Source organism: Micromonospora chalcea (assembly GCF_002926165.1).
In the GTDB taxonomy this organism is placed as follows: Bacteria; Actinomycetota; Actinomycetes; order Mycobacteriales; family Micromonosporaceae; genus Micromonospora; species Micromonospora chalcea.
Genome location: NZ_MAGP01000086.1, coordinates 14,525 through 40,751, shown reverse-complemented (window position 1 = coordinate 40,751; position 26,227 = coordinate 14,525). Strand labels below are relative to the sequence as shown.

The window sequence follows — 26,227 nt, the reverse complement described above, 5'->3', positions numbered from 1 at the left end:
TGACTACGACAAGAGAGTCGACCCATGGGAGGACGACAGTGGATCCGCTGCTCCTCGCCCGCCTCCAGTTCGCCACCACCACCTCGATCCATTTCCTGTTCGTGGCGGTCACGCTCGGCCTGGTCACGCTGCTGGTCGGGTTGCAGACGGCCGGCTTCCTCACCGGCAAACCGGTGTACGAGCGGCTGACCCGGTTCTGGGGCCAGCTCTACGTGATCAACTACGTGCTCGGCATCGCCACCGGCATCGTGATGGAGTTCCAGTTCGGGCTGAACTGGAGCGGGCTGTCGCGCTACGTCGGCAACGTGTTCGGGGCGCCGCTGGCCATCGAGACGCTCGTGGCGTTCTTCCTGGAGTCCACGTTCCTCGGCATGTGGATCTTCGGGTGGCACCGGCTGCGGCGCGGCGTACACCTGGCGCTGCTCTGGGGCGTGGCGATCACCGCGTACGCCTCGGCGTTCTGGATCATGGTGGCGAACGCCTGGCTGCAGAACCCGGTCGGGTACGAGGTCCGCGACGGCGTCGCCCACCTCACCGACTTCGGCGCGCTGCTCACCAATCCCACGTTCGGCATGGCGTTCGGCCACGTGATCTCGGCGAGCCTGGTCACCGGCGGCCTGCTGATGGCCGCGGTCAGCGCCTGGCACCTGCTGCGGCGTACCAGCGACTACGCACTGTTCCGCACCTCGCTGCGCCTCGGCCTGGTCACCGCGGCGCTAGCGGTCAGCACGCTCCAGGGCTTCGGCTTCGCCCAGTTCGGCCCGGTCGCGCAGCTCCAGCCGACGAAGTTCGGCGGCGGGCCGGAGCGCGACACGCTCGTCGCCGACTGGACCGCGCGGTACGGCCCCGGCGACTGGGATCCGCCGGTGCTCTCCAACGTCGGCCTCGGCTTCATGATCCTGATCGGCTTCACGCTCGGCGCCCTCTGGCTCCTGCTGCCGCTGCTCTGGCGCGACTGGATCATCCGGTTGCGGTTCCCGCTCTGGCTGATCCTGCTCGGCCTGCCGCTGCCGTTCGTGGCGATGCTGCTCGGCTGGATCGCCCGCGAGGTCGGCCGCCAGCCCTGGGCCGCGTACGGGCTGCTGCCCACCGCGCAGGCCGTCTCCCCGGTCTCGCCGGGGCTGATGCTCGCCTCGCTGATCGGGTTCAGCCTGCTGCTCGGCGCGCTCGCGGTGACCAACTGGACGCTGCTGGCCCGGCACGCCGCGCGCGGCGCGTACGACCCCGCCCTCGGCCGACCACCCGCGCCCGACACCGACCCCCACCACCAGCCAGTGCTCGTCTGAGGGAGCCCGCCGTGGAACTCGCCTGGTACGCCCTGCTCGGCCTCTTCTTCGCCACCTACCTCGTGCTCGGCGGCTACGACTACGGCGTCGGCCTGCTGCTGGCCCGGCGCGGCCCGACGCCGGGCAGCCGGGCCACGCTCGCCGCGCTCGGGCCGTTCTTCCTCGGCAACGAGGTCTGGCTGGTGGCGGCCGTCGGCATCCTGTTCGGCGCGTTCCCCCGGCTGGAGGGCGAGCTGCTCTCCGGCTTCTACCCGGCGGTGCTCGCCGCGCTGGCCGGGGTGGTGCTGGTGACCGCCGGGGTGCAGTTGCGCAGCCGCCCGGTCTCCGGAACGGCGCGCGCCGGCTGGGACCGGGTGGTGGTGGTCGGCGGCGTGCTCGCCGCGCTGGGCTGGGGCGCGGTGCTCGGCGGGCTGCTCCAGGGCGTGCCGCTGAGCGCCGACGGGCACGTGGTCGGTGTCGGTCATCTCGCCACCCCGTTCGTCGCCGCCGCCGGGCTGGCCCTGCTGGCGCTGGTGGCGGTGCACGGTGCGACGTTCCTCACGCTCCGGCTGCCCGCCGCCGAGGCCCCGGCCCTCGCCCGGCTGGCCGCCGGCCTGGTGCCCGCCGCACTCGTCGCGGTCGGCGCGGCCACCGTCCTGGGCGTGCTCTCCGATCGGGTACGCGCCGCGGTGGCGCGCCCGGCTGTGGCCGTACTCCTGCCGTTGGCGCTCGTGGCCGCGCTGCTGACGGCCCGCGCGGCGCTGCGGCGGGGCCGGGCCGGTGTGGCCTTCGCCGCGACCGCGACGGCGCTGGCGCTGCCCGCGCCGCTGGTCGGGGCCGCGCTCTGGCCCCGGATCCTGGTCTCCACGGCCGACCCGGCAGCCTCGCTGACGGTGGCCGAGGCGGCCGCCGGCCGTCCGACGCTGGCACTGTTGGGATGGCTCGCGTTACCGCTCGTGCCGGCCCTACTAGGCTTTCAGGCGATGTGCTGGTGGGTGTTCCGGGGACGGATCGACGGCAGGGCACCGGTGTACTGGTGAACCGCCGCCCGTTCGACCCGCGTCTGCTGCGTCGGGTCCCCGCGGCCCGGCGCGACCTCGCCGTGCTCGCGGCGCTGGGCGGGCTGACCGCGCTGCTGGTGATCGCCCAGGCGACCGCGCTGGCGACGCTGCTGGCCACCGCGTTCGACGGGCGGCTGCACCGGCCGGCGCTGGCCGGTCTCGTGGCGGCGGTCGCCGGGCGGGCGCTGGTGAGCTGGGCGCAGGGCACAGTGGCGGCGCGGGCCGCCGCGACAGTCAAGGCGGCGTTGCGCGCCGACCTGCTGCGCGCGGTCGGCCGGCACGGCCCCACCTGGGTCGCCGGGCAGCGGGCCGGGCAGCTCGCCACGCTGGCCGGGCGCGGGCTCGACGCGCTCGACCCCTACTTCACCGGCTACCTGCCGCAGCTCGTGCTGAGCGTCACGGTGCCGGTGGCGGTGCTGGCCCGGATCGTGTTCGCCGACTGGAGCTCGGCGCTGATCATCGCGCTCACCATCCCGCTCATCCCGATCTTCGGCGCGCTGCTCGGCTGGCAGGCGCAGGCCGCCACCGAACGGCAGTGGCGGCGGCTGTCACTGCTCGGCGGGCACTTCCTCGACATGGTGGCCGGGCTGCCCACACTGCGCGCGTTCGGCCGGTCCCGGGGACAGGTCGACGTGGTACGCCGGATGGCCGACGGCCACCGCCAGGCCACCATGAAGACGCTGCGCATCGCGTTCCTGTCCGCGCTGGTGCTGGAACTCGTCGCCACGCTCTCCGTCGCGCTCGTCGCGGTGCCGGTCGGCATCCGGCTGCTCGGCGGCGGCCTCACGCTCTCCACCGCGCTGCTGGTGCTGCTGCTCACCCCGGAGGCGTACCTGCCGTTGCGTGCGGCGGGCAGCCGGTTCCACGCCAGCATGGAAGGACTCACCGCGCTGGACGAGGCGCTCACGCTCTCCGCCACCGACGCGCCCGCCACCACCGAACCCCGCCGTCCCACGCCGGGCGGCCGGGGCGAGATCCGCTTCGAGGGCGTGAGCGTCGCGTACGACCGGACCACAGCGCTGCGCGACGTCACGCTGACCATCCGGCCCGGCGACCGGATCGCCGTCATCGGGCCCAGCGGCGCGGGCAAGAGCACGCTGCTCAACCTGCTGCTCGGCTTCGTCGCACCGACCTCCGGCCGGGTCACCGTCGACGGCGTGGACCTGGCCGGAGTCGACCTGGACGCCTGGCGGCGCGAACTGGCGTGGGTGCCGCAGCGGGCGCACCTGTTCGCCGGGTCGCTCGCCGACAACATCCGCCTCGGCGCGCCGGACACCCCGGACGACGTGCTCGCCGCCGCGGTCGCCGACGCCGCGCTGGACGAGGTGGTCGACGCCCTGCCCGACGGGCTGGACACCCGCCTCGGCGAACGCGGCCACGGCCTGTCCAGCGGTCAGCGGCAGCGGGTCGCGCTCGCCCGCGCGTTCCTGCGGGACGCGCCGATCGTGCTGCTCGACGAGCCGACCGCGCGGCTTGACTCCGCCAGCGAGGCGGTCGTGCTGGACGCCACCCGGCGGCTGGTCGCCGGACGTACCGCGCTGCTCGTCGCGCACCGGCCCGCGCTGCTCGCCGACGCCGACCGGATCCTGCGCGTCGAGGACGGCCGGGTCACCGAACTGCACCCGACCGCCACCGGGCCGGGAGTGGCCCGATGATCCCCGGCGCGGAACGGGCGGTGCTGCGCCTGGCCCGGCCGTACCTGAGCCGGCTGCTCGGCGCCGGGCTGCTCGCCGCCGCCACCGAGTTCGCCGGCCTGGCGCTGATGGCCACCGCCACCTGGCTGCTGATGAGCGCGGCGGGCCGCCCGCCGCTGGACCGGCTGACGGTGGCCATCGTGGCGGTCCGGGCGCTGGCGGTCAGCCGGGGCGTGCTGCGGTACACCGAACGGCTCGCCGGGCACGACGCCGTGCTCCGCATGATCACCGACGTACGGGCCCGGGTGTTCGCCACGCTCGCCGCTCGGCGCGACGCCGGCCGGCGTACCGGGGACGCGCTGAGCCGCCTGGTGTCGGACGTGGAGGCGGCCCAGGACCTGCTCCTGCGCGTGCTCGTGCCGGGAGCGGCCGCGGCGGTGGTCAGCGTGCTCGCGGTCGGCGTCGCCGCGCTGATCTCACCGCCGGCCGCCGGTGTGCTCGCGATCGGCCTGCTGGTGGCCGGCGTGGCGCTGCCCGCGCTGGCCACCCGGCTCACCCGCCGCGCCGCCGACGAGGTCGCCCCGCTGCGCGGCGCGCTCGCGGTGGACGCGGTCGACCTCACCCACGGCGCCGCCGACCTGGCCGCGTTCGGGGCCACCGGCGCCGCGCTCGCCGCCGCCGAGAACCGGGGCGCGCGGCTGGCGAAGCTGGAACGCCGGCTCGCCGCTACCGGCTTCGCGGTGGACGCGACGGGCGTACTCGTGGGTGGCCTCACCGCCGCCGCGGTGGTGGCCGTCGCGCTGCGGGCCGGGGTCGGCGGGGTGCTCGTCGGCGTCCTCGCGGTCGGGTCGCTCGCCGCCGTGGAGGTGGCTCTCGCGCTCGTCGCGGCGGCCCGCCAGCGCGCCCAGCTCCGGACCGGGCTGGCCCGGGTGGCCGACCTGCTGGCCGAGCCCGCCGCCACGGCGCCGCCGACGAGCGCGCCGGAGCCCGCGATCGACGGCCACGACGTACGGTTCGCCGACGTGACGGTCCGCTACCGGACCGGGGCCGCCCCCGCGCTGGCCGATTTCGACCTCGACCTGCCGGCCGGCCGCCGGGTGGCGGTGGTCGGGCCGAGCGGCGCCGGCAAGAGCACGCTCGCCGCCGTGCTCACCGGCGCGGTACGCCCCGACACCGGCCGGGTCACCGTCGGCGGCGTGCCGGTGGCCGGGATCCCGGACGAGCACCTGCCCCGGGTGGTCGGCGGCCTGCTCGCCGAGGCGTACGTCTTCCACGCCACGGTCAAGGAGAACCTGCTCCTCGGCCGTCCGGACGCCACCGAGGCGGACCTGGTCGCCGCGACCCGGGCGGCCGGCCTGCTCGACTGGGTACGCGAACAGCCCGACGGCTGGGACACAGTGGTCGGCGAGCAGGGCGGGCAGCTCTCCGGCGGGCAGCGGCAGCGCCTCGCGCTGGCCCGCGCGCTGCTGGCCGCCCCGCCGGTGCTGGTGCTCGACGAGCCGACCGAAGGGCTCGACCCGTCCGCCGCCGACGCGGTGCTGGACTCCACGCTCGCCGCCACCCCGGCCGGGCACTCGGTGCTGCTGATCAGCCACCGGCTCAGCGGCCTGGCCGGGCTGGACGAGATCGTGGTGCTCGACGGCGGCCGGGTGGTACAGCGCGGCCGGCACGACGAGTTGGTGGCACGCCCCGGCTGGTACCGGGAGCAGTGGCTGCGGCAGCAGACGGCCGAACGCGGCTACCTGGCGGTCACGCCGTAGCGCGCACTGAATCCGATCGGGGTTTTCCCTGACGCGGTAGCCCGTCCCCCGATGGCAGGCTTGTGCGCATGCGGGTCCATGACGAGGCGGTGGTCGACCGCCGGCTGCGCGAGCTGTCCGGACGGTTGTACGGGCCGGACAGGCTCAAGGCCGACCTGCTGACCGAGACGCGGCACGCGCTGGAGGACGCCGTCGAGGCGTACCGGGAGGAGGGCCTGCCGCGCGCGGAGGCGGAGCGGCGGGCGGTCGCCGAGTTCGGCAGTGACCGGCAGCTCGTGCCGGAGTTCCAGGCCGAGCTGGCCACCGGCGCGCTGCGCGGGCTGGCGCTGCGCACGCTCCTGATCTCGGTGGTGCTGATCGCCGCCGGTGACCTGACCTGGCAGGGGTCGAGCTGGAGCGGCGGTCCCCCGCCGCCGGCGAGCTACCTGCTGCTCTCCGCCGGGCTGAACGTCATCTGGGGCGTGATCGCCGCGCTGGCGCTGGCCGCGTTGCTCGTCGGCCCGCTCACCGCCCGGTGGGGGTCGCCCCGGCTCGTCCGTCCGGCCCGACTGATCGGTTTCGGTCTGACCGGCGCCCTGGCGCTCGGCGTGACCGCCGGCGGCGCGCTGTTCGGCTGGTCGGTCGGGCTGTGGGACGCCGCGCTCACCTGGCCCCCGATGATCATCGGGGCGACGGTGGTGTCCGCGGCCTGGTTCGCACTGGTCCGGGCCGCCCGCTGCTGGGTGCTCGCCGAGCGGCGGTTGGCCGGCTGAGCCGATCGGCCGCCCGAGCGGCCGGCCCACCGGTCCGGCCGGCGGGGTTCAGGCCGGGGCCGTGGGCGGCTCGTCCGCCCCGAGGAACCGGCCGACGGTGGCGCTGAACTCGCGCCAGCCGGCCCGCTCCCCCACCAGCGCCCGGCCACCGGCCTCGGTCAGTTCATAGGTGCGGCGTTCCCGGCCGTTGACTGTGCTCCACGTGCTCGCCACCAGCCCGGCCCGCTCCAGCCGGCGCAGCGCCGGATAGATGGTGCCGGTGGGCAGATCCAGCGTCCCGCCGCTGCGGGCACGCAACGCCTCGATGATCGCGTAGCCGTGTCGCGGGCCCTGTTCCAGCACGGCGAGCAGCAGCGCGTCGAGGTGTCCGTGCAGCGCCTGCGCCTTCATGCGTAGCAACGCTACTTGTCGATCCTCCGGAACGCCAAGGGGTGCGGCTCCCGGCCGCAACGGTTCGCCCACTAGGGTATGTGCGCAGAGTCACTCGGCGGCGCGACGCCGCCGGGTGGGCAACCGAACGCACACGGAGGTCAGCGTGGCCCGCCAGTCGCCCCAACGGCCCGACGCCGACGAGCCCGAGCTCGACGACACCGACGCGCCCGCCGCAGCCGACGAGGTCGAGGCGGACCGCCCGCCGGCGGACCGCGCGCTCTGGGACGAGGTGCGGATCGACCCGGTGGAGATCGCGCTGCCCGCCGGCACCGGCTTCACGCTGCGGGCGTACCGGCCGGCGCGCGAGCTGACCCCGACCGATGTCGCCGAGCGCGACCAGGACGACCCCTTCCTGGCCCGTCGCCAGGTCGTCGAGACCGAGGACGACGAGGAGGTGGTGATCCTCGACGAGGAGTTCGCCGCCCTCTCCGCCGAGGAGGACGACGAGGACGACGACGACAAGGCCGAGAAGGCCGCCAAGGGGCGCCGCAAGGGCGAGGCGGACGACGACGCGACCGAGGACAAGGCCGAGTCCGAGGACGAAGAGGACGACGACGAGGACGAGGACGCCGCGGGCGACGAGGAGGTGCCGGCCTTCCTCACCCACAAGGGCCGGCTCCTGCTGTTCAAGACCCCGGAGTCATTGGTCTCTTTCATCCGTTCCGGCGCGCCCAACGACCTGTCCCAACTGGACAGCTGGAATGAATTGTCCGAACGGCTGGAACCGGCCGACATCGCCCCGCTGGACGAGGACACCTACGAACTCGACCTGGTGGTGGAGAACCTGCGCGGCGGCCACGACGCATGGGACCACGAGCTACTCATCGAAGCTGGTGAGATCGCCCGTGACCTGGCGTACGCGCTGCGGCTACCAGCCGTGCTGGACATGCTCTCCGCCGGCTCGAGCCTGGACGATCTGGACGAGGCGCTGCGGGCTTCCGTCAACGGCGGAATCGGTGGTTTCCTGGGTCGGCGCCGGCTGAAGAAAATCGGGGCACAAACCGCAAGTTTGGGTTGGCGCACCATTGTCGGCAAGATCTCTGCGGTTGTGGACTGGCGCGACTGACCCGGAGCGGGGAGCATCAGTCTCTGGCAGAGCAAGACCTGTGTCCCGGGAGGAGGACGACGCCGTGGCGCTCGTGCGCGTGTACTGCGGTCTGGCCTCGGCAGATCCGGCCGACCGAACGGCTTCGGCCGGAACGACGCTGACGTCCGCTGTGGTCGACGACGCAGGCCGTCTGCTGCACGTCTGTGAGATCGCCGACGAGGCCGCCGGGTACGCCCAGTTGGTCGCGCTGCTGGTGGAGCGGTCCGGCGGTCCGAGCGGCGCGGCCATCGCCGCGGACAGCGACGACCACATCGTCACCTCGCTGCTGAGCGCCGCCGGCCGTCCGCTGGCGATCGCCGACGACGACTCGGTCGACGACTTCGCCGAGCGCTTCGCCGACGACGACTCCCTGGAGGAGATGCAGTCCCCGCCCGCCGAGCGCCGCGCGGTCGCGCTGGTCCGCGCGCTGCAGGCCGGCGCGCTCTCCGCGGTGACCCTCCCGGCGCCGCGTGAGCTAGCCGGATACACGCAGGTCCTGGCCGCGCACGCGGCGCTGGCGAGCGGCCGGCACTCGGCCGCGGTGACGCTGCGCGAGGTGCTCCGCGAGCTCTACCCGGCCGCGCTGCGCGCGTATCCGGACCCGGCGGACCGGGTCGCCCTCGCGGTTCTCGACGCGCTGCCCGAGCCGGGGATGCTCACCGGTTCCGCGGCCCGTGGCCGCGACGGCGGGCTGACCGCCGACGCGGTGGTCGCGCAGCTGGCCGCCGAGGGTCTGGCGGACGCGGGCGACATCTCCGACGCGGTGACCGCGCTGCGGGTCGCCATCTCCGAGACACCCCGGCGGGCCACCGTCAACCGGACGCTCACCGCCGCCGTCGCCGAGACGGTACGGCAGGCGGTCGCCTCGGTCCGGACCTGTGACGCCGGATGCGACGCGCTCGTGGGCGCGCTCGCCGAACGCACCGCTCCCGCGCCCGCCACCGGCCGCCGGGCCGCCGCCCGACGCGGTGAGCAGGTCGACGAGCTGGCCCCGGCCACCGACCTGCGCGCGGTGCGGCCGGTCCAGCCGGAGCCGGCCGCCGAGCCGGCACACCGTGGTCGTCCCGAGCCGGCCGGCGCACCCGAGCCGGCCGGACGGCGCAGCCGCCCGGAGCCGATTCCCGGCGGGCGCCGCGGCCGGCCCGAGCCGGTCTCCGGCCCGGCCGCCACGACGACGCCCCGGCCGCTCGCCCCGCCACCCGTCGCTCCCGCCCCGGTCACGCCTCCGCCGGTCGCTCCGGCCCCGGTGACTCCCGTGGCTCCGGCTGCCTCGCTGGGCCGTCCGGCCTCCGCGCCGCCGTCCCGGCCCGAGCCGACCGGCGCGCCGCTGCCGTCGCGGGTGGACGGACCCACCAACCGGCCCGTCTCGGCGCCGCCTCCGCCGCCGCCCGGCATCACCCCGATCGCCCCGTCGCCGCGCGGCGCCGTGCCGCCGGCCGAGGCCGGCGAGACGTTCCGGCCGACGCTGACCACCGCGGCGATCAACAAGGCGCGGGCGGAGCGGCAGCGCACCGTCATTCCGCCCCGCCCGAAGACCAATCCGCACCAGGAGCCGCCGACCGGCGGGTTCAGCGCCACCGACCTGAGCATCCCGGTGCCGGCTCCGCGCCCACCGGCGCCGGAGGCGGCGCCGCCGGGTTCCCGGGCGAACTGGCCGCTCGTGAACAACGAGGACGACGCCGCCCGGGAACGGGAGGGCACCACCTACCCGTACGGACGGGGCGTGGACGCGCCGAGCGACCCGGGCCGGGTCACGCCGCCGTGGCTCGCCGACGACCTTCCGCAGGAGCCGCCGATGCTGCGGCTGGTGGAGCCTCCGCCGCTGGCCGACCGGGCGCTGCGCGACGAGATGAGCCGGCAGGCCGATCCCGGGCTGGACACGCCGCCGTTGCGCCTCGTCGACCAGGGCGACCCGGCCCGCGCCTCACTTCCCGCCCCGCCCGAGCGGCGTCCGGCGCCGAAGGAGCACCGCCCGCCGCCGGTCTCCGACGACGGCGACGGTGACCTGCTGATCTTCGCGCAGGCCAAGTCCGCCTGGTTCGTCGGGCACGGGGACGAGGCCGACCTGGAGTGGTCCAGCACCGCTGACACCGGCTGGCAGGCGGCCGAACAGGCCGCCCGCCCGTCCGTCGGCGCGGAGACCAAGGCCGGCCTGCCGAAGCGGGTGCCGCAGGCCAACCTGGTGCCGGGCTCCCCGCTGCGCGAGGAGCGTCCCCTGCGGATCGTCCGGAACGCGGCGAGCCTGGCCGAGAACACCACCGGATACTTCCGGGGCTGGCGGCGTGGCCAGGAGATCGGCGGCTTCGCCGTGGGCGGCCGTCCGGGCCGTGAGGCGGCCGGCGGCTGGGACTTCACCCGCGACACCGGGGACCGCGAGGACGACCGGGAGTACGAGTACCGCTCGGCCGGTTACCGCTCCTGATCAGAGTCCGCCAGGCCCACGAGTGGGGTGTTTCATCCCACACCTGGGCGATTTGACGCTGGGCTGGACCGGCCGGGAACATACCCGGCGGACCAGCGGCGGCGCCTGTTCGCCGGGGTGGGAAGGCGATTCCAATGGCGACACCGGCGTTCGACTCCACTGTGCTCACCCGGCGGGGCGTCCTCGCCGCCGCGGCCGGGAGCGTGCTGCTGGCAGGCTGCGCGCCGCAGGGCCAGCGGCCGGAGGACGGCCCGTCCAGCAGCGCGCCGAGCGACCAGGATCTGATCGTCGGGGCGAGCCTGGAGCTCACCGGCGCGGGGTCGGTGCTCGGCGTCGCCCAGCGGCAGGCCCTGCAGCTCACCGCCGACTCGCTCAACCGCACCGGCATCCCGGTCGGGAACCTGGTCCGGTCGGTCCGGCTCCAGATCCTGGACAACGGCAGCAACCCGCAGGTCGCCGCCCGGCATGCCGCCGAGCTGACCCGGGCCGGCGCGCAGGCCCTGATCGGCGGCGTGCTCGGCGAGACCTCCGTCGCCCTGGCGACGGCCGCCCAGCAGGTCAAGACGCCGTTCCTCTCGCTCGGTTACGGTGACCGCATCGTGCTGCCGCTCGACGAGCGCACGTTCACCTACAAGCTCACGCCGGACGCCGTGGACATGGCACGCCGCCTGGTGGAGCTGTTCGAGTCCATGAAGGTCCGGAAGGTGTCCCTGCTCGCCGCCGACGGGCTGCACGGCGACTCGGGTGTGCGGGCGATGCGGGAGGCGCTCGCGGACAGCAGCACCGACCTGGCCCGCACGGTACGCCTGCCGGCGACCGGCCGGCGCTTCCGTGCCGCCGCCGAGCGCGTCGCTGGTGGCGAGCGGGACGGCGTTGTCGTCTGGGCCACCGCGCCGGACTCCGGTGCCGCGGCACGGGAGCTGCGCGCCGCCGGGCACCGCGGCCCGATCTTCTTCGACGCCGGCGCGGTCGCCGACGACACCGTGCAGGGGGCCAACGCCGCCGCCGTGGAGGGCGCATACGCCGTGCACCCGGCTTGCCTGGACATCTCCGCGGTGACCGCCACCACCACGGCGCAGCTGGCCCGGCGGGACTTCGCCACCCGCTACACCCAGCGGCACGGCGGCAGCCCCGGCTTCGCCCCGTACGCCTCGGACGCCCTCCAGCTCCTCGCGTGGTCGGCGCGGATGGCGACGAGCCTGGACCGGGGCCGCCTGCGGGCGCTGCTCCAGGCGCAGGCGGTCCAGGGCATCGCGGGCGGGTACGCGTTCACCGCCGCGCGGCACGGTGGCATGGAACCCGACTCGCTCGCCGTCTACCAGGTCTACCGGGGCGGCTGGACGCGTCTCGGCTGACCCGGAGCGCCGCCCGGCGAGTCCTTCCTGGAGGTCACCGGGCGACCGCGTACCGTGTCCGTCCCCGGACGGCAAGAAGCGCCCGGTGGCCTCAGGCCGCCGGGCGCTTCCGCGCGTCGGTCAGGCGGGTGCGACGGCCCGCGAGCGCCGCATGGTGAGCACGTACTCGACCAGCGAGATCAGCACGTGCTTCGTGGACTCCCGGTTACGGGCGTCGCACGGCACCACCGGCACGTCGCGGGAGATCGCCAGCGCGTCCCGGACGTCCTGCGGATCGTGGTACTGCATGCCGTCGAAGCAGTTGATGGCCACCAGGTACGGCAGCCGCCGGTGCTCGAAGAAGTCGATGGCGGCGAAGCAGTCGGCGAGCCGCCGGGTGTCGACCAGCACCACAGCGCCGATCGCACCCCGGACCAACTCGTCCCACATGAACCAGAACCGCGTCTGACCCGGCGTACCGAACAGGTACAGGATCAGATCCCGGTCGATCGAGATACGACCGAAGTCCATCGCCACCGTGGTCGTCGTCTTGCCCGGCACCTGCCGGGTGTCGTCGACGCCGACACCGGCGGAGGTCATGATCGCCTCGGTGGTCAGCGGCGTGATCTCGGAGACCGAGCCGACCAGCGTCGTCTTGCCGACGCCGAACCCACCGGCGATAACGATCTTCGCCGACGTCACTCGGCCGCTCGGGGCCGGCGGCCGGTGCGACATGTCAGAGCCTGCGAAGTCCACTCAGCACCCTCTCCAGCAGTTCAGTGCCCACCGCGTCGTCGGAGTCGTCCAAAATGGTCGGCTCGTGGACCGCGACCAGGCCGTCCGTCGCCATGTCGGCGATGAGCACCCGGGCCACGCCGAGCGGAAGCTGCATCCGCGCCGCGATTTCGGCGAGCGACTGCACACGTCCGTCACACAACGCGGCGATGTACTGGTGTTCACGACCGTGGCCACCATTGCCAGTGGCAACCGCTCGGCCGCGCACCGTCGTCTCGACGAGCGCCTCCAGGGCGATGTCGAGCCGGGGACGGGTACGACCACGGGTGACGGCGTACGGCCGGACCAATGCGCCGGTCGGCTCGTCACGATCCATGTCGCCGCTCACCTCCCTCGTACCCGACACCGGCTCGCCCCGGTGACATCCGTCGCTGTCGTTGTTGTTCCCGCACCTGACCCACCGGCCAGCGCGTCATTCAGCCCATCATCCCCACAGCCGTGCGCGGCTGCGGCGTCAGGGCATCGCCCACCCGGTCCACGAGCAGGGCCATCTCGTACCCGACCTGACCCACGTCGCAGCTCCGCGCCGCCAGCACCGCGAACGACGAACCGTCGGAGATGGACATCAGGAACAGGAATCCGTTGTCCATCTCGACGACTGTCTGCAACACCGCTCCGCCCTCGAAGCAGCGGGCCGCGCCCTGGGTCAGGCTGACCAGACCGGACGCGATCGCGGCGAGCTGGTCGGCGCGGTCCCGCGGAAGGTCACGGGACGAGGCGAGAAGCAGGCCGTCGGCCGAGACCGCGACCGCGTGCGCCACACCGGGCACCCGGTCGGCGAAGTTGGCGAGCAGCCATCCGAGATCCTGCGTAGTAGTCATCCTTGTTGCTCCTTCTGCCCGCTCCCGGCCACCGGGCCTGAGCCAGACTGCGAGGACTGCTGCCCGCCCGGAGTGCCCTCCGGGCCGGTCGTGTTGCTGTCGGTGTTACGCCCGCGCTGCACGCCCCGATGGTAGGCCGACAGCAGGCCCCGGACGCCCTCCGGCGTCCGCCGCTGCACCGAGGCAGAAGGCTTGTCGATGCTGCCGGGCACGAGCTGGGCCATCGGCTTCCGCTTCGGCAGGCCCTTCTGGGTGGTCTCCGCGACCGGCACCTCGGTGGCCGCCGAGGCGGCGCGCCAGCCGTCGTCGGCCGCGGTCTGCCAGGGCGAGGACTGCGGCGACGCGGTCGGCTGCCGGGTGGGCAGCCCTCCGCCGTACGCGGGACGGGTGTTCCCGTTCGCCGCGCCGTTGTCACGCGGTGCTCCGCCGGCCGTCGGAGTGTGTGCCATCGGTGCGTTACCTGTCGTTGCGGGTGTCGGCTGCGGCACGGGCCGGCCGGCGGTGTCCACCTTGGCGAACTGCTGGGTGGCGTCGCCGCCGTTCGTCGTCGGGGCCGGGGCCGCCGCCTCCTCGTGGGGCCCGGGCCGGCGGGTACGGAACCACGCCGACTCGAGCTCCCGGAAGATCGGCAGCTCCATCGTCTCGTCGGCGTACCGCTGGCGGTTGCCCTGCTGCTGCGCTGCCGGGCCCGGTCGCGCCGCCGGGGCGGCAGCCGGCCGGCTGGTCGCCGGGGTGGCAGCCGGCTGGTTCGTCGCCGGGCCGGCGGCCGACGGCTGGCCGGTCGCGGGCTGCGCGGTGGCCGGCATCTCCGTGCGCGGCACCCGGGGCAGCTCGGTGGTCATGTCCATGCCGCTGGTGGGCCGTTCCGGCGCCGCGGGGGCCGGGGCCGGAGTGACCGGCGGCCAGACCGGCGGCGCACCGACGCCCGGCCCGGGCGTCACCGGTCGCGCCGGCAGCTGGTTCGCCGGCGGCGCGGAGACCTGGTAGCCGGCGGCCGGCTGGCCGGAGACCGGCGCGGCCGACGTGGGCTGCCCGGAGACCGGCGTGGCGGAGACCGGACGGCCCGTGTACGGGTCGCCGGAGACCGGCGCCGCGGAGACCGGACGGCCGGAGAACGGGTCGCCGGAGACCGGGGCGGCCGAGACCGGACGGTACGGCAGCGGGTTGCCGGCGGCCGGGGCGCCGGAGACCGGCGGCAGCGGCGGCGCCGACACCGGCGGGACCGGCGGCGCGGAGACCGGCGGCGGGCTGTAGGGCCGCGCCTCGGGGCTGCTCGGGAGCTGGCGCGGGATCGCCGGCTGCTGGCCGCTGGTGCCCGGGTCGCCCTCGGCCGGGTTGCGCCGCTGGGGCAGCGGCTCGAATCCGGAGCCGGACGAGGGCCGGGAGCCGAACCCGCCGTCCCCGTCGCCCGGGTTGGCGCCGGTCAGGTCGGACCAGGCCGGCATGGCGCGAGCGCCACCTGCGTTCGCCGGGGTGCCCGAGCCGTTGCGCGGCGCCGGGTCGAAGGCGCGTCCGCCGAGCGTGACCTGGTTGCCGGAGGCGCCCGGGTGCGGGGCCGGCGGCAGGCTCTGCGGGTTGTTGTTGCCGAAAGCGGCCAGGGCGCCGAAGGCGGGCGTCGGTCCGCTCCGCTGCGGGGCGGCGGGCGGCAGGGCCGGCGCGCCCGGACCACGGCCGGCCAGGGCACGCGGCACCAGGACCGTGGTGGGCAGCGTCACGTCGGCGACGGTGCCCCGGTCGGTGCCCGGTCGCAGCTCGACCCGGACGCCGTGGCGGGCGGCCAGCCGCGCCACCACGACCAGACCCATCATCCGGGAGACCGCGACGTCCACCTGCGGCGGCGTGGCCAGCCGCTCGTTGAGGTCCCGGAGCTGCTCCGGGCTGATGCCGATGCCCCGGTCCTCCACGTAGAGGGAGGCACGGTCGCCGACCCGGCGGGCCTCCACCATGACCTGGGAGTCGGGCGGGGAGAACGCGGTCGCGTTGTCGAACAGCTCGGCGACCAGGTGCACGAGGTCGTTCACCGCGTGGGCGGCGACCTCGATGTCCCGGTCGATCACCCCGAACTCGATCCGGGTGTAGTGCTCGACCTCGGACTGGGCGGCGCGGAGCACGTCGATCAGGGCGGCGGGCTCGCGCTGCACACGCGTGGAGTCCGCGCCGGCGAGCACCAGCAGGTTCTCGTCGTTGCGGCGCATCCGGGTGGCGAGGTGGTCGAGCTGGAACAGCTCGGCCAGCCGGTCCGGGTCCTCCTCGCCGCGCTCCAGCCGGTCGAGGTGGCCGATCAGCCGGTCGACCAGGATCTGCGAGCGGCGGGCCAGGTTGACGAACATGGTCGCGACGGACGCCCGCAGGGCGGCCTGCTCGGCGGCGGTCCGGACGGCCTCCAGGTGGACGGCGTTGAACGCCTCGGTCACCTGGCCGAACTCGTCCTTGCTGCGCACCGGCAGCGGCTCGGCGATCTGGTTGGCCAGCTGCACCGGGGTGAGCTGGCCGGTCACCTGCGGGTCACGCAGCCGGGCGACGGCCTGCGGCAGCCCGTACTGGGCCACCGCCAGGGCGCCCTGGCGCAGGTCGCGCAGCGAGCGGGCCATCGAGCGGGCGACCAGGTACGCGAACAGGATGGCCAGCAGCAGCATGGTGAGCAGCAGGCCGGTCTCCAGGAACACCTGGCGCTGGGTGTCCGAGCGCAGCGCGTCGGCCTGCCGGACCACGTTGCCGTCGAGGCGGGACTCCACCGTCCGCATCAGCTTCGCGTTGGCGACCATGGCCTGGTCCCACTGGTCCGCGCCGAACTGGGCGTTCTCCATCGAGCCGCTGTTGTTGCCCGAGATGAAACTCGTGTAGAGCTCCGCCCGGCGCAGGTCCGGCCCGGAGACGGTCTGGTCGTAGAACAGCTTGTCCGGGTCGGTGGCTACCGCCTGGAACGTCGCGAACGCCTGCGACTGGCCGGTGCCGCTGGCGATGAACTGCTCGCGCAGCGCGGGGGTGTACTGGTTCTGGGTGATCGCCTGGTGGACGACCACGCGGCGCTGGGTCAGGAATTCCTTCTGCCGGGCGACAGCGGCCGCCGCGCGCATCCGGTCACTCAGGTCGTTGTCGCCGGCGAGCTGGGTGGCGGAGTCGCGGATCGCGAGCAGGTCCTCGATCAGCTGCCGGTAGGTCAGGTCGGCGTCATTGATCTTGAGCTTGCCGTTCAGCACCTGGCTGCGCGTCGCCGGGAGGTCCTTCAGCTGGGTGTCGATCGCGTCCAGCAGCCCGACGAAGTTGCGCGGCAGGTCGTCGATCTCGCCACGCTGCCGCAGGTACGGCGACTTCGCCTGGTCCACCCGCTGGTTGGCCCGGTTGTAGCCCTCCTGGTACTGCGCCCGGGTCTGGAACTCCTTCGCGCCGAGGAAGAGCACGGCGCCGACCCGCTCGTCCTGCACCGTGTCGATCAGGTCACCCGAGTAGCCGATCAGATTGGCCAGGTCCCCCGCACGGTTGGCATTGTTGAGCGTCTCCAGGTGGTCGACCAGACCACTGGTGCCCACCACGACCGTGGCGATGGTCGGCACGATCATGATCAGACCGAGCTTGGACCAGATCGGCATGTCGCGCAGCCGACTCATCGGCCGGCGCAGCCGCGACAGGAAGGAGCCCGCCGTCGTTGGCCGTTTGCTCACGTCACCGCCCTCGCATTACCGCGCCCGACGTCACCTGAGGGCAACGCCGAGCGACCGACCCGGCGGGTCGGACCTCCGAGATTCCATCACGCCGCCCCGCAAAGAGAAAGACCAGGTTGTCCCTCACCGGAGGTGTGATGAGATGTTGATGCAATTTGATAGCTATCCGTCTGGCCGGAGTCACTGAAGGTAATGGAACACCCGCATCGCGTTGTCCTGCTCGCTGGCCCCTCCGGGTCAGGAAAGTCATACATAGCGCAGCGAACCGGACTTCCGGTGCTCTGCCTGGACGACTTCTACAAGGACGGCGACGACCCTACGTGTCCGCGTCGGAACGGACAGGTGGATTGGGAGTCCCCACTGTCCTGGGATGCGGACATGGCGGTGCAAACAATCACCCGACTGGCTCGGGAGGGCAAGGCCGAAGTGCCGGTTTATGCGATCGGCGCGGACCGCAGGGTGGCCACCCGGCCATTCGACATCGACGGATCGCCAATCTTTGTCGCCGAGGGGATCTTCGCCGCCGAGATCGTGGCCGAGTGCCGCCGGCAGGGCGTGCTCGCCGGCGCGTACGCGCTGCGCCGCCCACGCGGCGCGACGTTCCTGCGCCGCCTCGCCCGGGACCTCGCCGAGCAGCGCAAGGCGCCCCGGGTGCTGCTCCGGCGCGGGGTCGCGCTGCTGCGTGCCGAGCCGGCCGTGCTGCGCCGGCAGACCGGGCTCGGTGCCGAGGCGGCCCGGGCCGGTCAGGTGCTGCGCGGGGTGGCCGCGCTGCTCTCCGGCCACCCCCGCCAGTCGTGATCAGCCGATCAGCTCGGCGTACGCCGGCTTGATCACCTCGTCGATGATCCGCAGCCGCTCGTCGAACGGGATGAACGCGCTCTTCATCGCGTTGATGGTGAACCACTGGAGTTCCTTCCAGCCGTAGCCGAAGGCCTCCACCAGCAGCGCCATCTCCCGCGACATCGAGGTGCCGCTCATCAGCCGGTTGTCGGTGTTCACAGTCACCCGGAACCGCAGGTCGCGCAGCAGCCCGATCGGGTGGTCGGCGATCGAGGCCGCGGCACCGGTCTGCACGTTCGACGACGGGCACAGCTCCAGCGGGATGCGCTTGTCCCGCACGTACGCGGCCAGCCGGCCCAGCACCGGCGGGTTGCCGGGGGTGATGTCGTCGACGATGCGTACGCCGTGGCCGAGCCGGTCGGCGCCGCACCACTGGATCGCCTGCCAGATGGACGGCAGGCCGAACGCCTCACCGGCGTGGATGGTGAAGTGGAAGTTCTCCCGCTGGAGGTACTCGAACGCGTCCAGGTGCCGGGTGGGCGGGAAGCCCGCCTCGGCGCCGGCGATGTCGAAGCCGACCACCCCGGTGTCGCGGTGCCGCACGGCCAGCTCGGCGATCTCCTGCGACCGGGCGGCGTGCCGCATCGCGGTGAGCAGCGTGCCGATCCGGATCGGGGTGCCCGCCTCGGCGGCCAGCGCGCTGCCCTCCCGGAACCCGGTGACCACCGCGTCGACCACCTCGTCCAGCGTCAGGTTCTGCTCCAGGTGCTGTTCCGGGGCGAACCGCACCTCGGCGTAGACCACGCCGTCGGCGGCCAGGTCCAGCGCGCACTCGCGGGCGACCCGGCGCAACGCGCCGGCGGTCTGCATGACCGCCACCGTGTGCGCGAACGTCTCCAGGTAGCGCTCCAGCGAGCCGGAGTTCGCCGCCTCGGTGAACCAGACGCCGAGCGCCGCCGGGTCGGTGGTGGGCAGTTCGTGGCCGACCTCGGCGGCCAGCTCGACGATCGTCGCGGGCCGCAGGCCGCCGTCGAGGTGATCGTGCAGCAGCGCCTTCGGGACCTTGACGATGTCCTCGTACGAGATTGCGACCATGCTCCGACCCTAGTCACCCCCGGTACGGGCGCGACGGTGGACCGGGCCGGTTCAGGGCCGCCAGCCGTACACCCGCTCCACCGCCAGCCGCAGGACCACCCGCCCGTCGGCCACCATGGCGTCCCGGTACTCGGCCCAGTCCGGGTGCTCGCCGCGGATGCGCCGGTACACCTCGACCAGCTCGTCGACCGTCGCGTCGTCGATGGCGGCGGCCGGCGGGGTGAGCGTCACGGTGCCCTCGGCCACGGCGTACGCCCCGCCGTCGGCGGTGGTCACGTGGAAGCTGGCCCGGGGATCGCGGCGCAGGTTGCGCACCTTCGCCCGGCCGTCGGTGGTGGAGCAGCGGATCAGGCCGGGCTCGGCCAGGTAGTCGAGGTTGGACAGCTGGGGCCGGCCGTCGCGGCGCAGGGTGACGAGCACCCCGCGCCCGCGCTCGCCGAACAGCTCCCACAGCCGGGCGCTCATGCGGTCACCCGCAGCGGGGCGAGCGCGGCGGCCAGCCGGGCGAGCTGATCCAGCATGAGCGCGGCGGCCTCCTCACGGCCGGGGTCGGGTCGCAGCTCGCCCGACTCGTCCAGCGCCTGCCGGAGGAAGACGACCACCTGGTCGTTGACCGGGGTCATGTTCAGCGTGGTCACCACCTGCTTGATCATCTGCACCGCGCGCAGGCCCCCGGAGGTCATGCCGTAGCTGACGAAGCCCACCGGCTTGTGCTGCCACTCGTGGTAGAGGTAGTCGATCGCGTTCTTCAGCGGCGCGCTGAAGCCGTAGTTGTACTCCGGCATCACCAGCACGAAGGCGTCCCCGGCGTCGATCTCGGCGCTCCAGGCGCGGGTGTGCTCGTGCACGTAGTTCCGCTCGGACGGGTGGTGCGGCTCGTCGTGGAAGGGCAGCCCGACCTCGGCCAGGTCGAGCAGGCGCACCTCGTCGAAGCCGGCGTGGCGGACGGCGGCGGCGGTGAACCAGTCACCGATGCGACGGCCGACCCGGCCGGGGCGGGTGCTGGCGACGACGACGTTCAGGCGGGGCATGGTGAGGTCACTCCTGTCGGGGCGGCGGCCGGGGCCGGCGCGGTGAGCCGGGGAACGAGCCAGGCGACGATCGGCCCGATGCCGATCGCGTAGAGCAGGGTGCCGGGGCCGACGACGCCGCCGAGCAGCCAGCCGACGGCCAGCACCGTCACCTCGATCGCGGTGCGGGCCGGGCCGAGCGGCAGGCCGCGGGCGGCCAGGCCGGTCATCAGCCCGTCCCGCGGGCCGGGGCCGAGGCGGGCGCCGAGGTAGAGCGCGGTGGCGAGGCCGTTGAGCAGGACGCCCGCGACCAGCAGGCCGATCCGGCCGGCGAGCGGGGCGACCGGCGGCAGGAGCGCCAGCGTCGCGTCGAGGGCCAGGCCGACGAGCGCGACGTTCGCCACGGTGCCGACGCCCGGGCGCTGCCGCAGCGGGATCCACAGCAGCAGCACCAGCAGCGCCACGCCGTTGACCAGCACGCCCATCGGCAGGCCGGTGCGCTCGGCGAGCCCCTGGTGCAGCACGTCCCAGGACGCGAGCCCGAGGTCGGCGCGGACCATCAGCGCGACGCTGACGCCGAACAGGGCCAGGCCGGCGAACAGCCGCACCAGCCGCGACGGCAGTTTGGTTGACATGTCATCAAGCTAGACCGCAACTTGGTGACATGTCAACAACACCGGTAGGATCGGTCCGTGGACGAACCGCGTTGGCTGGACGAGCAGGAGGACCGCGCGTGGCGCGGCTACCGCCGCATGCGACGCCTGCTCGACCTGGAACTGGCCCGGGAACTGATGCAGGACGCCGGCCTCTCCGAGCCGGACTACGACGTCCTGAGCGACCTGTCCGAGACCCCGGAGCAGCGGCTGCGGCTCAGCGAGCTGGCCGACCGCATGCTCTGGTCCCGCAGCCGCCTGTCCCACCACATCTCCCGGATGCAGCAGCGTGGCCTGGTCACCCGGGAGGAGTGCGCCACCGACGGCCGCGGCTCGGTCGTCACGCTCACCCCGGCCGGGCGCCAGGCCGTCGAGGCCGCCGCGCCCGGGCACGTCGCCGCCGTACGCCGGCACCTGATCGACCTGCTCACCCCGGCGGAGCTGGCCGCGCTCGGCACGCTCAGCCACCGGGTGGTCGACCACCTCACCGGCCGCCCCACCGGCCGCCCGGAAGCGAAGGACTGAGGCGTGGACGACCGCATCCTCGCCCGGCTGCGCTGCCCGGTCTGCGCCGAACCGCTGACCGCCGCCACCGCCGGCACCACCCGCGCCCTGCGCTGCCCCCGCGGGCACAGCTTCGACACCGCCCGGCAGGGGTACGTCAACCTGCTCGCCGGCCGCTCCCCGCACACCGGGGACAGCGCCGAGATGGTCGCCGCCCGCGCCGACTTCCTCGCCGCCGGCCACTACGACGCCGTCGCCGCCGCGCTCGCGACCACAGCGGTACGCGTCGCGGGCGTCGACCCGTACCCGCTGGTGGTCGAGCCCGGCGCCGGGACCGGGCATTACCTCGCGGCGGTGCTGGCGGCGCTGCCGGAGGCCGCCGGCCTGGCCCTGGACGTCTCCAAGCCGGCGCTGCGCCGCGCGGCCCGCGCCCACCCGCGGGCCGCCGCCGCGCTCGCCGACACCTGGCAGCGCCTGCCGCTGGCCGACCGGTCGGTGGCCGTGCTGCTGAACGTGTTCGCGCCGCGCAACGGCCCGGAGTTCCACCGGGTGCTCGACCCCGGCGGCGCGTTGCTCGTCGTCACCCCGGCCGCCGACCACCTGGCCGAACTGGTCGAGGCGCTGGACCTGCTGCGGGTGGACCCGGACAAGGCCGACCGGGTCGCGGGCAGCCTCGGCGCCCACTTCGCCGAGGAGTCCGCGACCGGGCACCGGGCCCGCCTCGCGCTGACCCGCGCCGAGGTCACCACGCTCGTCGGGATGGGACCGAGCGCCTGGCACGCCGAACCGGAACGGCTCGCCGCGCGCATCGCCGCGCTGCCCGAGCCGGTCCCGGTCACGCTCTCGGTCCGGCTCGGCGTGCACCGCCCGCGCTGACCCGGCTCAGGTGGAGAGGTCGACCTCTTCCCAGCCCGGCGGCTCGTCGTGGTACGGCCCGCGCAGCACCACCGCCCACTCCAGCGCCCACCGGCGCTGACCGATCGCGTTGGCGTCCACCAGGCCCGGCAGCGCGCCGCCGGCCTTCTCCGTCTCCAGGTACGCCCAGTCCAGGCAGTAGTGCAGGTCGAGCAGCGCGGCGGCGTCCCCGGGGTGCTGCGGCGCGGCCAGGATCCGGGCCTGCCACTGGGCGAACGTCTCCCCCGCCACCAGGTTCGGCATCCGCTCGACCAGCCGCTCGTCCACCGGCACCGTCGGGTCCAGCTCCTTGGCCAGCCCGAGCACCCAGGCCAGCGAGAACAGCGCGTCGTGGTGCAGCACGAACGACCTGTGGTCACCCCGGCCGCCCATCACGAACTGCCACTCCGGCGGCGTCACCGAGTCGACCAGGTGCGACTCCAGCAGCCAGCTCATCGCCGCCTGCGCGGGCATGCCGAAGCAGCGGGCCAGGATCACGTGCAGCACCGCGATCCGGGCCTCGACCTCCGGCGTCGGACGCAGCTCGATCTCGTCGCCCGGCTCCCAGACCAGCGGGAACTGCGGCGGGGGCAGCGGCAGGCCCAGCCGGGACAGCTCGTCCAGGCTCGCCTCCCGGACGGCCCGGGGGTCGGGGGCGGATACGCGCACGGTCAGTCCCTGTCTGTTCGGGTCCTCGCCGGTCGGTCCCCCCTGGCCTGGGAGGATAGCGACTCCGACCGGCCCGGCACCATGGCCCTCAGCCGATCCGCTCGATGACGAGCGGCGTCGCCTCCGGCGCGTCCGGCGCGATCCGCACCGCCTCGCGCGCCTCGGCCAGCGCGGCCGGGATCCGCTCGGCGTGCTCGGCGCGCAGCTCGAACAACGGGTCGCCGACACGCACCCGGTCACCCCGTCGCTTGTGCAGCACCACGCCGGACGGGATGCTCACCGGGTCCTCCTTGCGGGCCCGGCCCGCGCCCAGCCGCCAGGCGGCCACCCCGATCGCGTACGCGTCCAGCTCTGCGACCCAGCCGTCCTCGGCCGCGGTGACCACCTCGACCTCGTTCGCGGTGGGCATCGGCGCGTCCGGGTCGCCGCCCTGCGCCCGGATCATCGTCCGCCAGGCGTCCATCGCCCGGCCGTCGCGCAGCGCCGCCTCCGGGTCGGCGTCGGGCAGCCCGGCCGCGTGGAGCATCTCCCGGGCCAGCGCCAGCGTCAGCTCCACCACGTCGGCCGGGCCGCCACCGGCCAGCACCTCCACCGACTCGGTCACCTCGACCGCGTTGCCGACGGCCAGGCCGAGCGGCGTGGACATGTCGGTGAGCAGGGCGACGGTCCGTACGCCGTGCGCGCCGCCCAGCTCGACCATGGTGCGGGCCAGTTCGCGGGCGTCGTCGGCGTTCTTCATGAACGCGCCGGAGCCGACCTTAACGTCGAGCACCAGCGCGCCCGTGCCCTCGGCGATCTTCTTGCTCATGATCGAGCTGGCGATCAGCGGGATCGCCTCGACGGTGCCGGTGACGTCGCGCAGCGCGTACAGCTTGCGGTCGGCCGGGGCGAGCCCGTCGCCGGCCGCGCAGATCACCGCGCCCACGTCGCGGAGCTGCGCGATGAACTCGTCGTTCGTGAGCGCCGCCCGCCAGCCCGGGATCGACTCCAGCTTGTCCAGCGTGCCGCCGGTGTGGCCCAGGCCCCGGCCGGACAGTTGCGGGACGGCCGCGCCGCAGGCGGCGACCAGCGGGGTCAGCGGCAGGGTGATCTTGTCGCCGACACCGCCGGTGGAGTGCTTGTCCACTGTCGGGCGGGCCACCGGCGACAGGTCGAGCCGTTCGCCGCTGGCGATCATGGCGGCGGTCCACCGGGCGATCTCCGGCGCGGTCATGCCGCGCAGCAGGATCGCCATGGCCAGCGCGGACATCTGCTCGTCGGCGACCAGACCCTTCGTGTACGCGTCGACCACCCAGTCGATCTGCCCCTCGCTCAGCACACCCCCGTCCCGCTTGGCCCGAATGACGTCAACCGCCGCAAAAGCACTCACTTACAAGATCCAATCAGTAATCGCGCATGGTCGCACTCGCCCGCGAACGGTGACCGTCGAGGAATCGGGCCGAGGGTGACCGGCGGAGGGATCAAGCCTGACCGCCCGGAGCCGGGCACCCTCGGCCCGATTCCCCCAGCTCAACCCCAGCGGACCGGAATCTCCGACGGAGGCTCCCCCTCGCCGGCCCAGAAGACCGTGCCGGACGCGTCCACCACCACCACGCGCGGCGTACGCGCCAACCCCCACTCGATCGCGCTCGCCGGGTCGTCCCAGGTCGAGCCCTCCTCCAGCACGCCGGTCTCGGCGTCCTCGGCGCCGCCGGAGGACCGCTCCCAGTACGCCGTCCAGACCTGCTGCCCGGCCGAGAGGTCCGGGTGCACGAACACGGTGCCCCGGCCCCGCCAGGCGGCCAGCCGGTCCGGCACCACCGGCACCGGGTGCTCGCCGGTCACCGCCTCGATGTCGGCCACGTCGAAGGCGTGCGGCAGCAGCTCGGCCATCCGCAGCGGCCCGCCCTTCGACTCGACCAGGCACTCCGGCCCGCCCTGCTCCCACAGCAACTGCCGGCACCTGCCGCACGGCATCAGCGGCTCGCCGGTGGCGTCGACGCAGGACAGCGCCACGATCCGGCCCCCGCCGGTCGCGTGCAGCTGCGACACCACGCCGCACTCGGCGCAGAGCGTCACGCCGTATCCGGCGTTCTCCACGTTGCAGCCGACCACGACGCGGCCGTCGTCGACGAGCGCGGCGGCGCCCACCGGGAACTTCGAGTACGGCACGTAGGCGTGCCGCATGACCTCGGTGGCGGCGGCCCGCAGCCGCTCCCAGTCGATCTCCATCACGACTCCCATTCTGCCCAATTCACGCCGATCGGTCGTGGCACGGCCGGAGACGACGATGCCCGGCGGGTCGCCCCGCCGGGCACGGTGTCGCGGCGGGCGGTCAGCCCTTGATGTACGGCTTGCCGTCGGCGGCCGGCGCCCGGACCTTGCCGACCAGCCCGGCCACGGCCAGGATCGTCGCCAGGTACGGCAGCATCGCCAGGAACTGGCTCGGGATGCTGCTGCCGATCGCGCCCAGGTAGGTGGCGAGCTGGTCGGCGAAGCCGAAGAAGAGCGCCGCGAGCAGCGCGCCGGTCGGGCTCCACCGGCCGAAGATCAGCGCGGCAAGGGCGATGAAGCCCTTACCGCCGATCATGTTCTTGGTGAACGAGTAGAGCGCCAGCGTGTACGAGGCGCCGCCGACACCGGCCACCAGACCGGCCAGGATCACGTTGCGGTAGCGCAGCCGCAGCACCTTCACGCCCAGCGTGTCGGCGGCGGTCGGGTGCTCGCCGACCGAGCGGGTCCGCAGGCCCCACCGGGTACGGAACAGCGCCAGGTGGATGACCAGCACCAGCAGCAGGCCGAGGTAGAGGAAGATGTTGCCCCGGAACAGCGCCGGACCGATCAGCGGGATGTCGGACAGCAGCGGGATCTCCCAGTTGCCGAACCGGGGCGCGCTGTTGTACTTCGCCGCGTCGGTCTGCATCAGCCGCTCGTAGAGGAAGCCGGTGATGCCGACCGCGAGCAGGTTGAGCACGATGCCCATGACCACCTGGTCGACCAGGTAGCGGATGGAGAACACGGCCAGCAGGAACGAGATGAACGCGCCGCCGATGGCGGCGGCCACCAGGCCGACCCAGACGCTGCCGGACATGCTGCCGAACAGCGCGCCGGAGAACGCGCCCATCAGGAGCTGGCCCTCGATCGCCACGTTCACCACGCCGGAGCGCTCGCAGAGCACACCGGCGAGCGCGCCGAAGATCAGCGGCAGGGCCAGGATGAACGTGCCACGGACGACGTTCACCAGCGGCATGAAGTTGCGCCCCTCGGGCGCGGCGGAGACCTGCCAGCACAGGAAGCTCAGCACGAAGGCGACCAGCCCGGCGCCGAGCAGCAGCGCGAACCAGCGCTTCGGCACACCGGCCAGCAGCGCGCCTCCGGCCGCGGCGGTGATCAGCCCGAACAGGATCGCGCCGACCGTACCGTTGATCTCCAGGGCGGCGCCGCCCTCGGTCTCGCTGAGCGTGAACCGGGCGTGCTGGTCGGTCGCGAGCGCGCCGAACAGCACCGCCGCGAGCACGCCGAGCGCCAGCAGGACCACGCCGATCTTCCGGTTACGGGTCCAGAAACCCTCGTCGACCGCGGTAACGGCGACCTCGGGGACAGCGGTGGTGGACATGC

General features: G+C 74.1%; 23 protein-coding genes and 1 pseudogene. 11 read left to right on the top strand and 13 right to left on the bottom strand.

Annotated features, from left to right (window positions below):
- Nucleotides 1–38: 38 nt before the first annotated feature.
- The 5 genes and pseudogenes from BAW75_RS08765 (at nucleotide 39) to BAW75_RS08745 (ending at nucleotide 6,472) form a co-directional block, all read left to right on the top strand.
- The gene (locus BAW75_RS08765; protein ID WP_104113231.1) at nucleotides 39–1,286 is read left to right on the top strand and encodes a cytochrome ubiquinol oxidase subunit I; all 1,248 of its coding nucleotides are present in this window, start codon (nucleotides 39–41) and stop codon (nucleotides 1,284–1,286) included.
- Nucleotides 1,287–1,297: 11 nt separating this feature from the next.
- Nucleotides 1,298–2,305, top strand: coding sequence for a cytochrome d ubiquinol oxidase subunit II (locus tag BAW75_RS08760; protein WP_104113230.1), 1,008 nt, complete (start codon nucleotides 1,298–1,300; stop codon nucleotides 2,303–2,305).
- The gene (cydD, locus tag BAW75_RS08755) at nucleotides 2,302–3,981 is read left to right on the top strand and encodes a thiol reductant ABC exporter subunit CydD (RefSeq protein ID WP_104113229.1); all 1,680 of its coding nucleotides are present in this window, start codon (nucleotides 2,302–2,304) and stop codon (nucleotides 3,979–3,981) included. The genes BAW75_RS08760 and cydD overlap by 4 nt, the downstream gene beginning before the upstream one ends.
- Nucleotides 3,924–5,720: pseudogene (cydC, locus tag BAW75_RS08750) on the top strand (thiol reductant ABC exporter subunit CydC); the annotation flags it as partial. The gene cydD and the pseudogene cydC, both read left to right, overlap by 58 nt.
- Nucleotides 5,721–5,788: 68 nt before the next feature.
- On the top strand, nucleotides 5,789–6,472 hold the full coding sequence (locus BAW75_RS08745; RefSeq protein ID WP_043326744.1) for a permease prefix domain 1-containing protein: 684 nt from the start codon (nucleotides 5,789–5,791) through the stop codon (nucleotides 6,470–6,472).
- Nucleotides 6,473–6,520: 48 nt separating this feature from the next.
- On the opposite strand, the gene BAW75_RS08740 is transcribed toward BAW75_RS08745, so the two are convergent.
- The gene (locus BAW75_RS08740) at nucleotides 6,521–6,862 is read right to left on the bottom strand and encodes a PadR family transcriptional regulator (protein ID WP_043326746.1); all 342 of its coding nucleotides are present in this window, start codon (nucleotides 6,860–6,862) and stop codon (nucleotides 6,521–6,523) included.
- Between the two features lie 115 nt (nucleotides 6,863–6,977).
- On the opposite strand from BAW75_RS08740, the gene BAW75_RS08735 reads away from it, so the two are divergent.
- The 3 genes from BAW75_RS08735 to BAW75_RS08725 all read left to right on the top strand — a co-directional run bounded on the left by BAW75_RS08735 (nucleotide 6,978) and on the right by BAW75_RS08725 (nucleotide 11,768).
- Nucleotides 6,978–7,970 (top strand): DNA primase, encoded by a 993-nt coding sequence (locus BAW75_RS08735; RefSeq protein WP_104113228.1) that lies wholly within the window; start codon nucleotides 6,978–6,980, stop codon nucleotides 7,968–7,970.
- 40 nt (nucleotides 7,971–8,010) lie between these two features.
- Nucleotides 8,011–10,413, top strand: coding sequence for a transposase (locus BAW75_RS08730; RefSeq protein WP_104113227.1), 2,403 nt, complete (start codon nucleotides 8,011–8,013; stop codon nucleotides 10,411–10,413).
- 134 nt (nucleotides 10,414–10,547) lie between these two features.
- A complete protein-coding gene (locus BAW75_RS08725; RefSeq protein WP_104113226.1) occupies nucleotides 10,548–11,768 on the top strand; it encodes an ABC transporter substrate-binding protein in 1,221 nt (406 codons plus the stop codon).
- Nucleotides 11,769–11,888: 120 nt separating this feature from the next.
- On the opposite strand, the gene BAW75_RS08720 is transcribed toward BAW75_RS08725, so the two are convergent.
- The 4 genes from BAW75_RS08720 to BAW75_RS08705 form a co-directional block, all read right to left on the bottom strand.
- Nucleotides 11,889–12,482, bottom strand: coding sequence for a GTP-binding protein (locus tag BAW75_RS08720; RefSeq protein WP_030501201.1), 594 nt, complete (start codon nucleotides 12,480–12,482; stop codon nucleotides 11,889–11,891).
- Between the two features lies 1 nt (nucleotide 12,483).
- A complete protein-coding gene (locus BAW75_RS08715; protein WP_073827018.1) occupies nucleotides 12,484–12,858 on the bottom strand; it encodes a DUF742 domain-containing protein in 375 nt (124 codons plus the stop codon).
- A gap of 100 nt (nucleotides 12,859–12,958) precedes the next feature.
- Nucleotides 12,959–13,363: a roadblock/LC7 domain-containing protein gene (locus BAW75_RS08710; protein WP_013283992.1), complete on the bottom strand. Its 405-nt coding sequence runs from the start codon at nucleotides 13,361–13,363 to the stop codon at nucleotides 12,959–12,961.
- Entirely contained in the window at nucleotides 13,360–17,025 is a 3,666-nt protein-coding gene (locus tag BAW75_RS08705) for a sensor histidine kinase (protein WP_104113225.1), read from the bottom strand. Before BAW75_RS08705 ends, BAW75_RS08710 begins: the two co-directional genes overlap by 4 nt.
- Nucleotides 17,026–17,484: 459 nt before the next feature.
- Here BAW75_RS08705 and BAW75_RS32800 point away from each other — a divergent pair, with 459 nt between their 5' ends.
- The gene (locus BAW75_RS32800) at nucleotides 17,485–17,823 is read left to right on the top strand and encodes a hypothetical protein (protein ID WP_223201242.1); all 339 of its coding nucleotides are present in this window, start codon (nucleotides 17,485–17,487) and stop codon (nucleotides 17,821–17,823) included.
- Here BAW75_RS32800 and BAW75_RS08695 read toward each other — a convergent pair whose 3' ends face one another.
- The 4 genes from BAW75_RS08695 to yczE are packed head-to-tail and all read right to left on the bottom strand — an operon-like array spanning nucleotide 17,824 to nucleotide 20,545.
- Entirely contained in the window at nucleotides 17,824–18,900 is a 1,077-nt protein-coding gene (locus tag BAW75_RS08695; RefSeq protein WP_043326756.1) for an adenosine deaminase, read from the bottom strand.
- A gap of 51 nt (nucleotides 18,901–18,951) precedes the next feature.
- Nucleotides 18,952–19,365: a PPOX class F420-dependent oxidoreductase gene (locus BAW75_RS08690; protein WP_104113224.1), complete on the bottom strand. Its 414-nt coding sequence runs from the start codon at nucleotides 19,363–19,365 to the stop codon at nucleotides 18,952–18,954.
- Entirely contained in the window at nucleotides 19,362–19,931 is a 570-nt protein-coding gene (locus tag BAW75_RS08685; RefSeq protein ID WP_043326759.1) for an NADPH-dependent FMN reductase, read from the bottom strand. The genes BAW75_RS08690 and BAW75_RS08685 overlap by 4 nt, the downstream gene beginning before the upstream one ends.
- Nucleotides 19,919–20,545: a membrane protein YczE gene (gene yczE / locus BAW75_RS08680; protein WP_104113223.1), complete on the bottom strand. Its 627-nt coding sequence runs from the start codon at nucleotides 20,543–20,545 to the stop codon at nucleotides 19,919–19,921. Before yczE ends, BAW75_RS08685 begins: the two co-directional genes overlap by 13 nt.
- Nucleotides 20,546–20,602: 57 nt before the next feature.
- Here yczE and BAW75_RS08675 point away from each other — a divergent pair, with 57 nt between their 5' ends.
- Nucleotides 20,603–21,088: a MarR family winged helix-turn-helix transcriptional regulator gene (locus tag BAW75_RS08675; RefSeq protein ID WP_043326762.1), complete on the top strand. Its 486-nt coding sequence runs from the start codon at nucleotides 20,603–20,605 to the stop codon at nucleotides 21,086–21,088.
- 3 nt (nucleotides 21,089–21,091) lie between these two features.
- The gene (locus tag BAW75_RS08670) at nucleotides 21,092–21,943 is read left to right on the top strand and encodes a putative RNA methyltransferase (RefSeq protein ID WP_104113222.1); all 852 of its coding nucleotides are present in this window, start codon (nucleotides 21,092–21,094) and stop codon (nucleotides 21,941–21,943) included.
- A gap of 6 nt (nucleotides 21,944–21,949) precedes the next feature.
- Here the strand turns inward: BAW75_RS08670 and BAW75_RS08665 are convergent, their stop codons facing one another.
- From BAW75_RS08665 to BAW75_RS08650, 4 genes are all read right to left on the bottom strand, one after another.
- Complete coding sequence (locus BAW75_RS08665; RefSeq protein ID WP_043326765.1) at nucleotides 21,950–22,630, bottom strand: DUF4272 domain-containing protein; 681 nt, start codon at nucleotides 22,628–22,630, stop codon at nucleotides 21,950–21,952.
- An 88-nt stretch (nucleotides 22,631–22,718) separates the two neighbouring features.
- Nucleotides 22,719–23,999 (bottom strand): thymidine phosphorylase, encoded by a 1,281-nt coding sequence (locus BAW75_RS08660; protein ID WP_104113221.1) that lies wholly within the window; start codon nucleotides 23,997–23,999, stop codon nucleotides 22,719–22,721.
- A gap of 140 nt (nucleotides 24,000–24,139) precedes the next feature.
- Nucleotides 24,140–24,841 carry a cytidine deaminase gene (locus BAW75_RS08655; protein WP_043330652.1) on the bottom strand — a complete coding sequence of 234 codons (702 nt, stop codon included), beginning with the start codon at nucleotides 24,839–24,841 and terminating at the stop codon, nucleotides 24,140–24,142.
- A 103-nt stretch (nucleotides 24,842–24,944) separates the two neighbouring features.
- Complete coding sequence (locus tag BAW75_RS08650) at nucleotides 24,945–26,225, bottom strand: ABC transporter permease (protein ID WP_043326769.1); 1,281 nt, start codon at nucleotides 26,223–26,225, stop codon at nucleotides 24,945–24,947.
- Nucleotides 26,226–26,227: the final 2 nt, after the last annotated feature.

Excerpts from the sequence above, each read along its gene's own strand:
- BAW75_RS08720 (WP_030501201.1), bottom strand. The coding sequence starts at position 12,482 with ATGTCGCACCGGCCGCCGGCCCCGAGCGGCCGAGTGACGTCGGCGAAG.
- BAW75_RS08745 (WP_043326744.1), top strand. The coding sequence starts at position 5,789 with ATGCGGGTCCATGACGAGGCGGTGGTCGACCGCCGGCTGCGCGAGCTG.
- BAW75_RS08725 (WP_104113226.1), top strand. The coding sequence starts at position 10,548 with ATGGCGACACCGGCGTTCGACTCCACTGTGCTCACCCGGCGGGGCGTC.
- BAW75_RS08715 (WP_073827018.1), bottom strand. The coding sequence starts at position 12,858 with ATGGATCGTGACGAGCCGACCGGCGCATTGGTCCGGCCGTACGCCGTC.
- BAW75_RS08740 (WP_043326746.1), bottom strand. The coding sequence starts at position 6,862 with ATGAAGGCGCAGGCGCTGCACGGACACCTCGACGCGCTGCTGCTCGCC.
- BAW75_RS08655 (WP_043330652.1), bottom strand. The coding sequence starts at position 24,841 with ATGGAGATCGACTGGGAGCGGCTGCGGGCCGCCGCCACCGAGGTCATG.
- BAW75_RS08685 (WP_043326759.1), bottom strand. The coding sequence starts at position 19,931 with ATGCCCCGCCTGAACGTCGTCGTCGCCAGCACCCGCCCCGGCCGGGTC.
- yczE (WP_104113223.1), bottom strand. The coding sequence starts at position 20,545 with ATGTCAACCAAACTGCCGTCGCGGCTGGTGCGGCTGTTCGCCGGCCTG.
- BAW75_RS08690 (WP_104113224.1), bottom strand. The coding sequence starts at position 19,365 with ATGAGCGCCCGGCTGTGGGAGCTGTTCGGCGAGCGCGGGCGCGGGGTG.
- BAW75_RS08650 (WP_043326769.1), bottom strand. The coding sequence starts at position 26,225 with ATGTCCACCACCGCTGTCCCCGAGGTCGCCGTTACCGCGGTCGACGAG.
- BAW75_RS08710 (WP_013283992.1), bottom strand. The coding sequence starts at position 13,363 with ATGACTACTACGCAGGATCTCGGATGGCTGCTCGCCAACTTCGCCGAC.
- BAW75_RS08695 (WP_043326756.1), bottom strand. The coding sequence starts at position 18,900 with ATGGTCGCAATCTCGTACGAGGACATCGTCAAGGTCCCGAAGGCGCTG.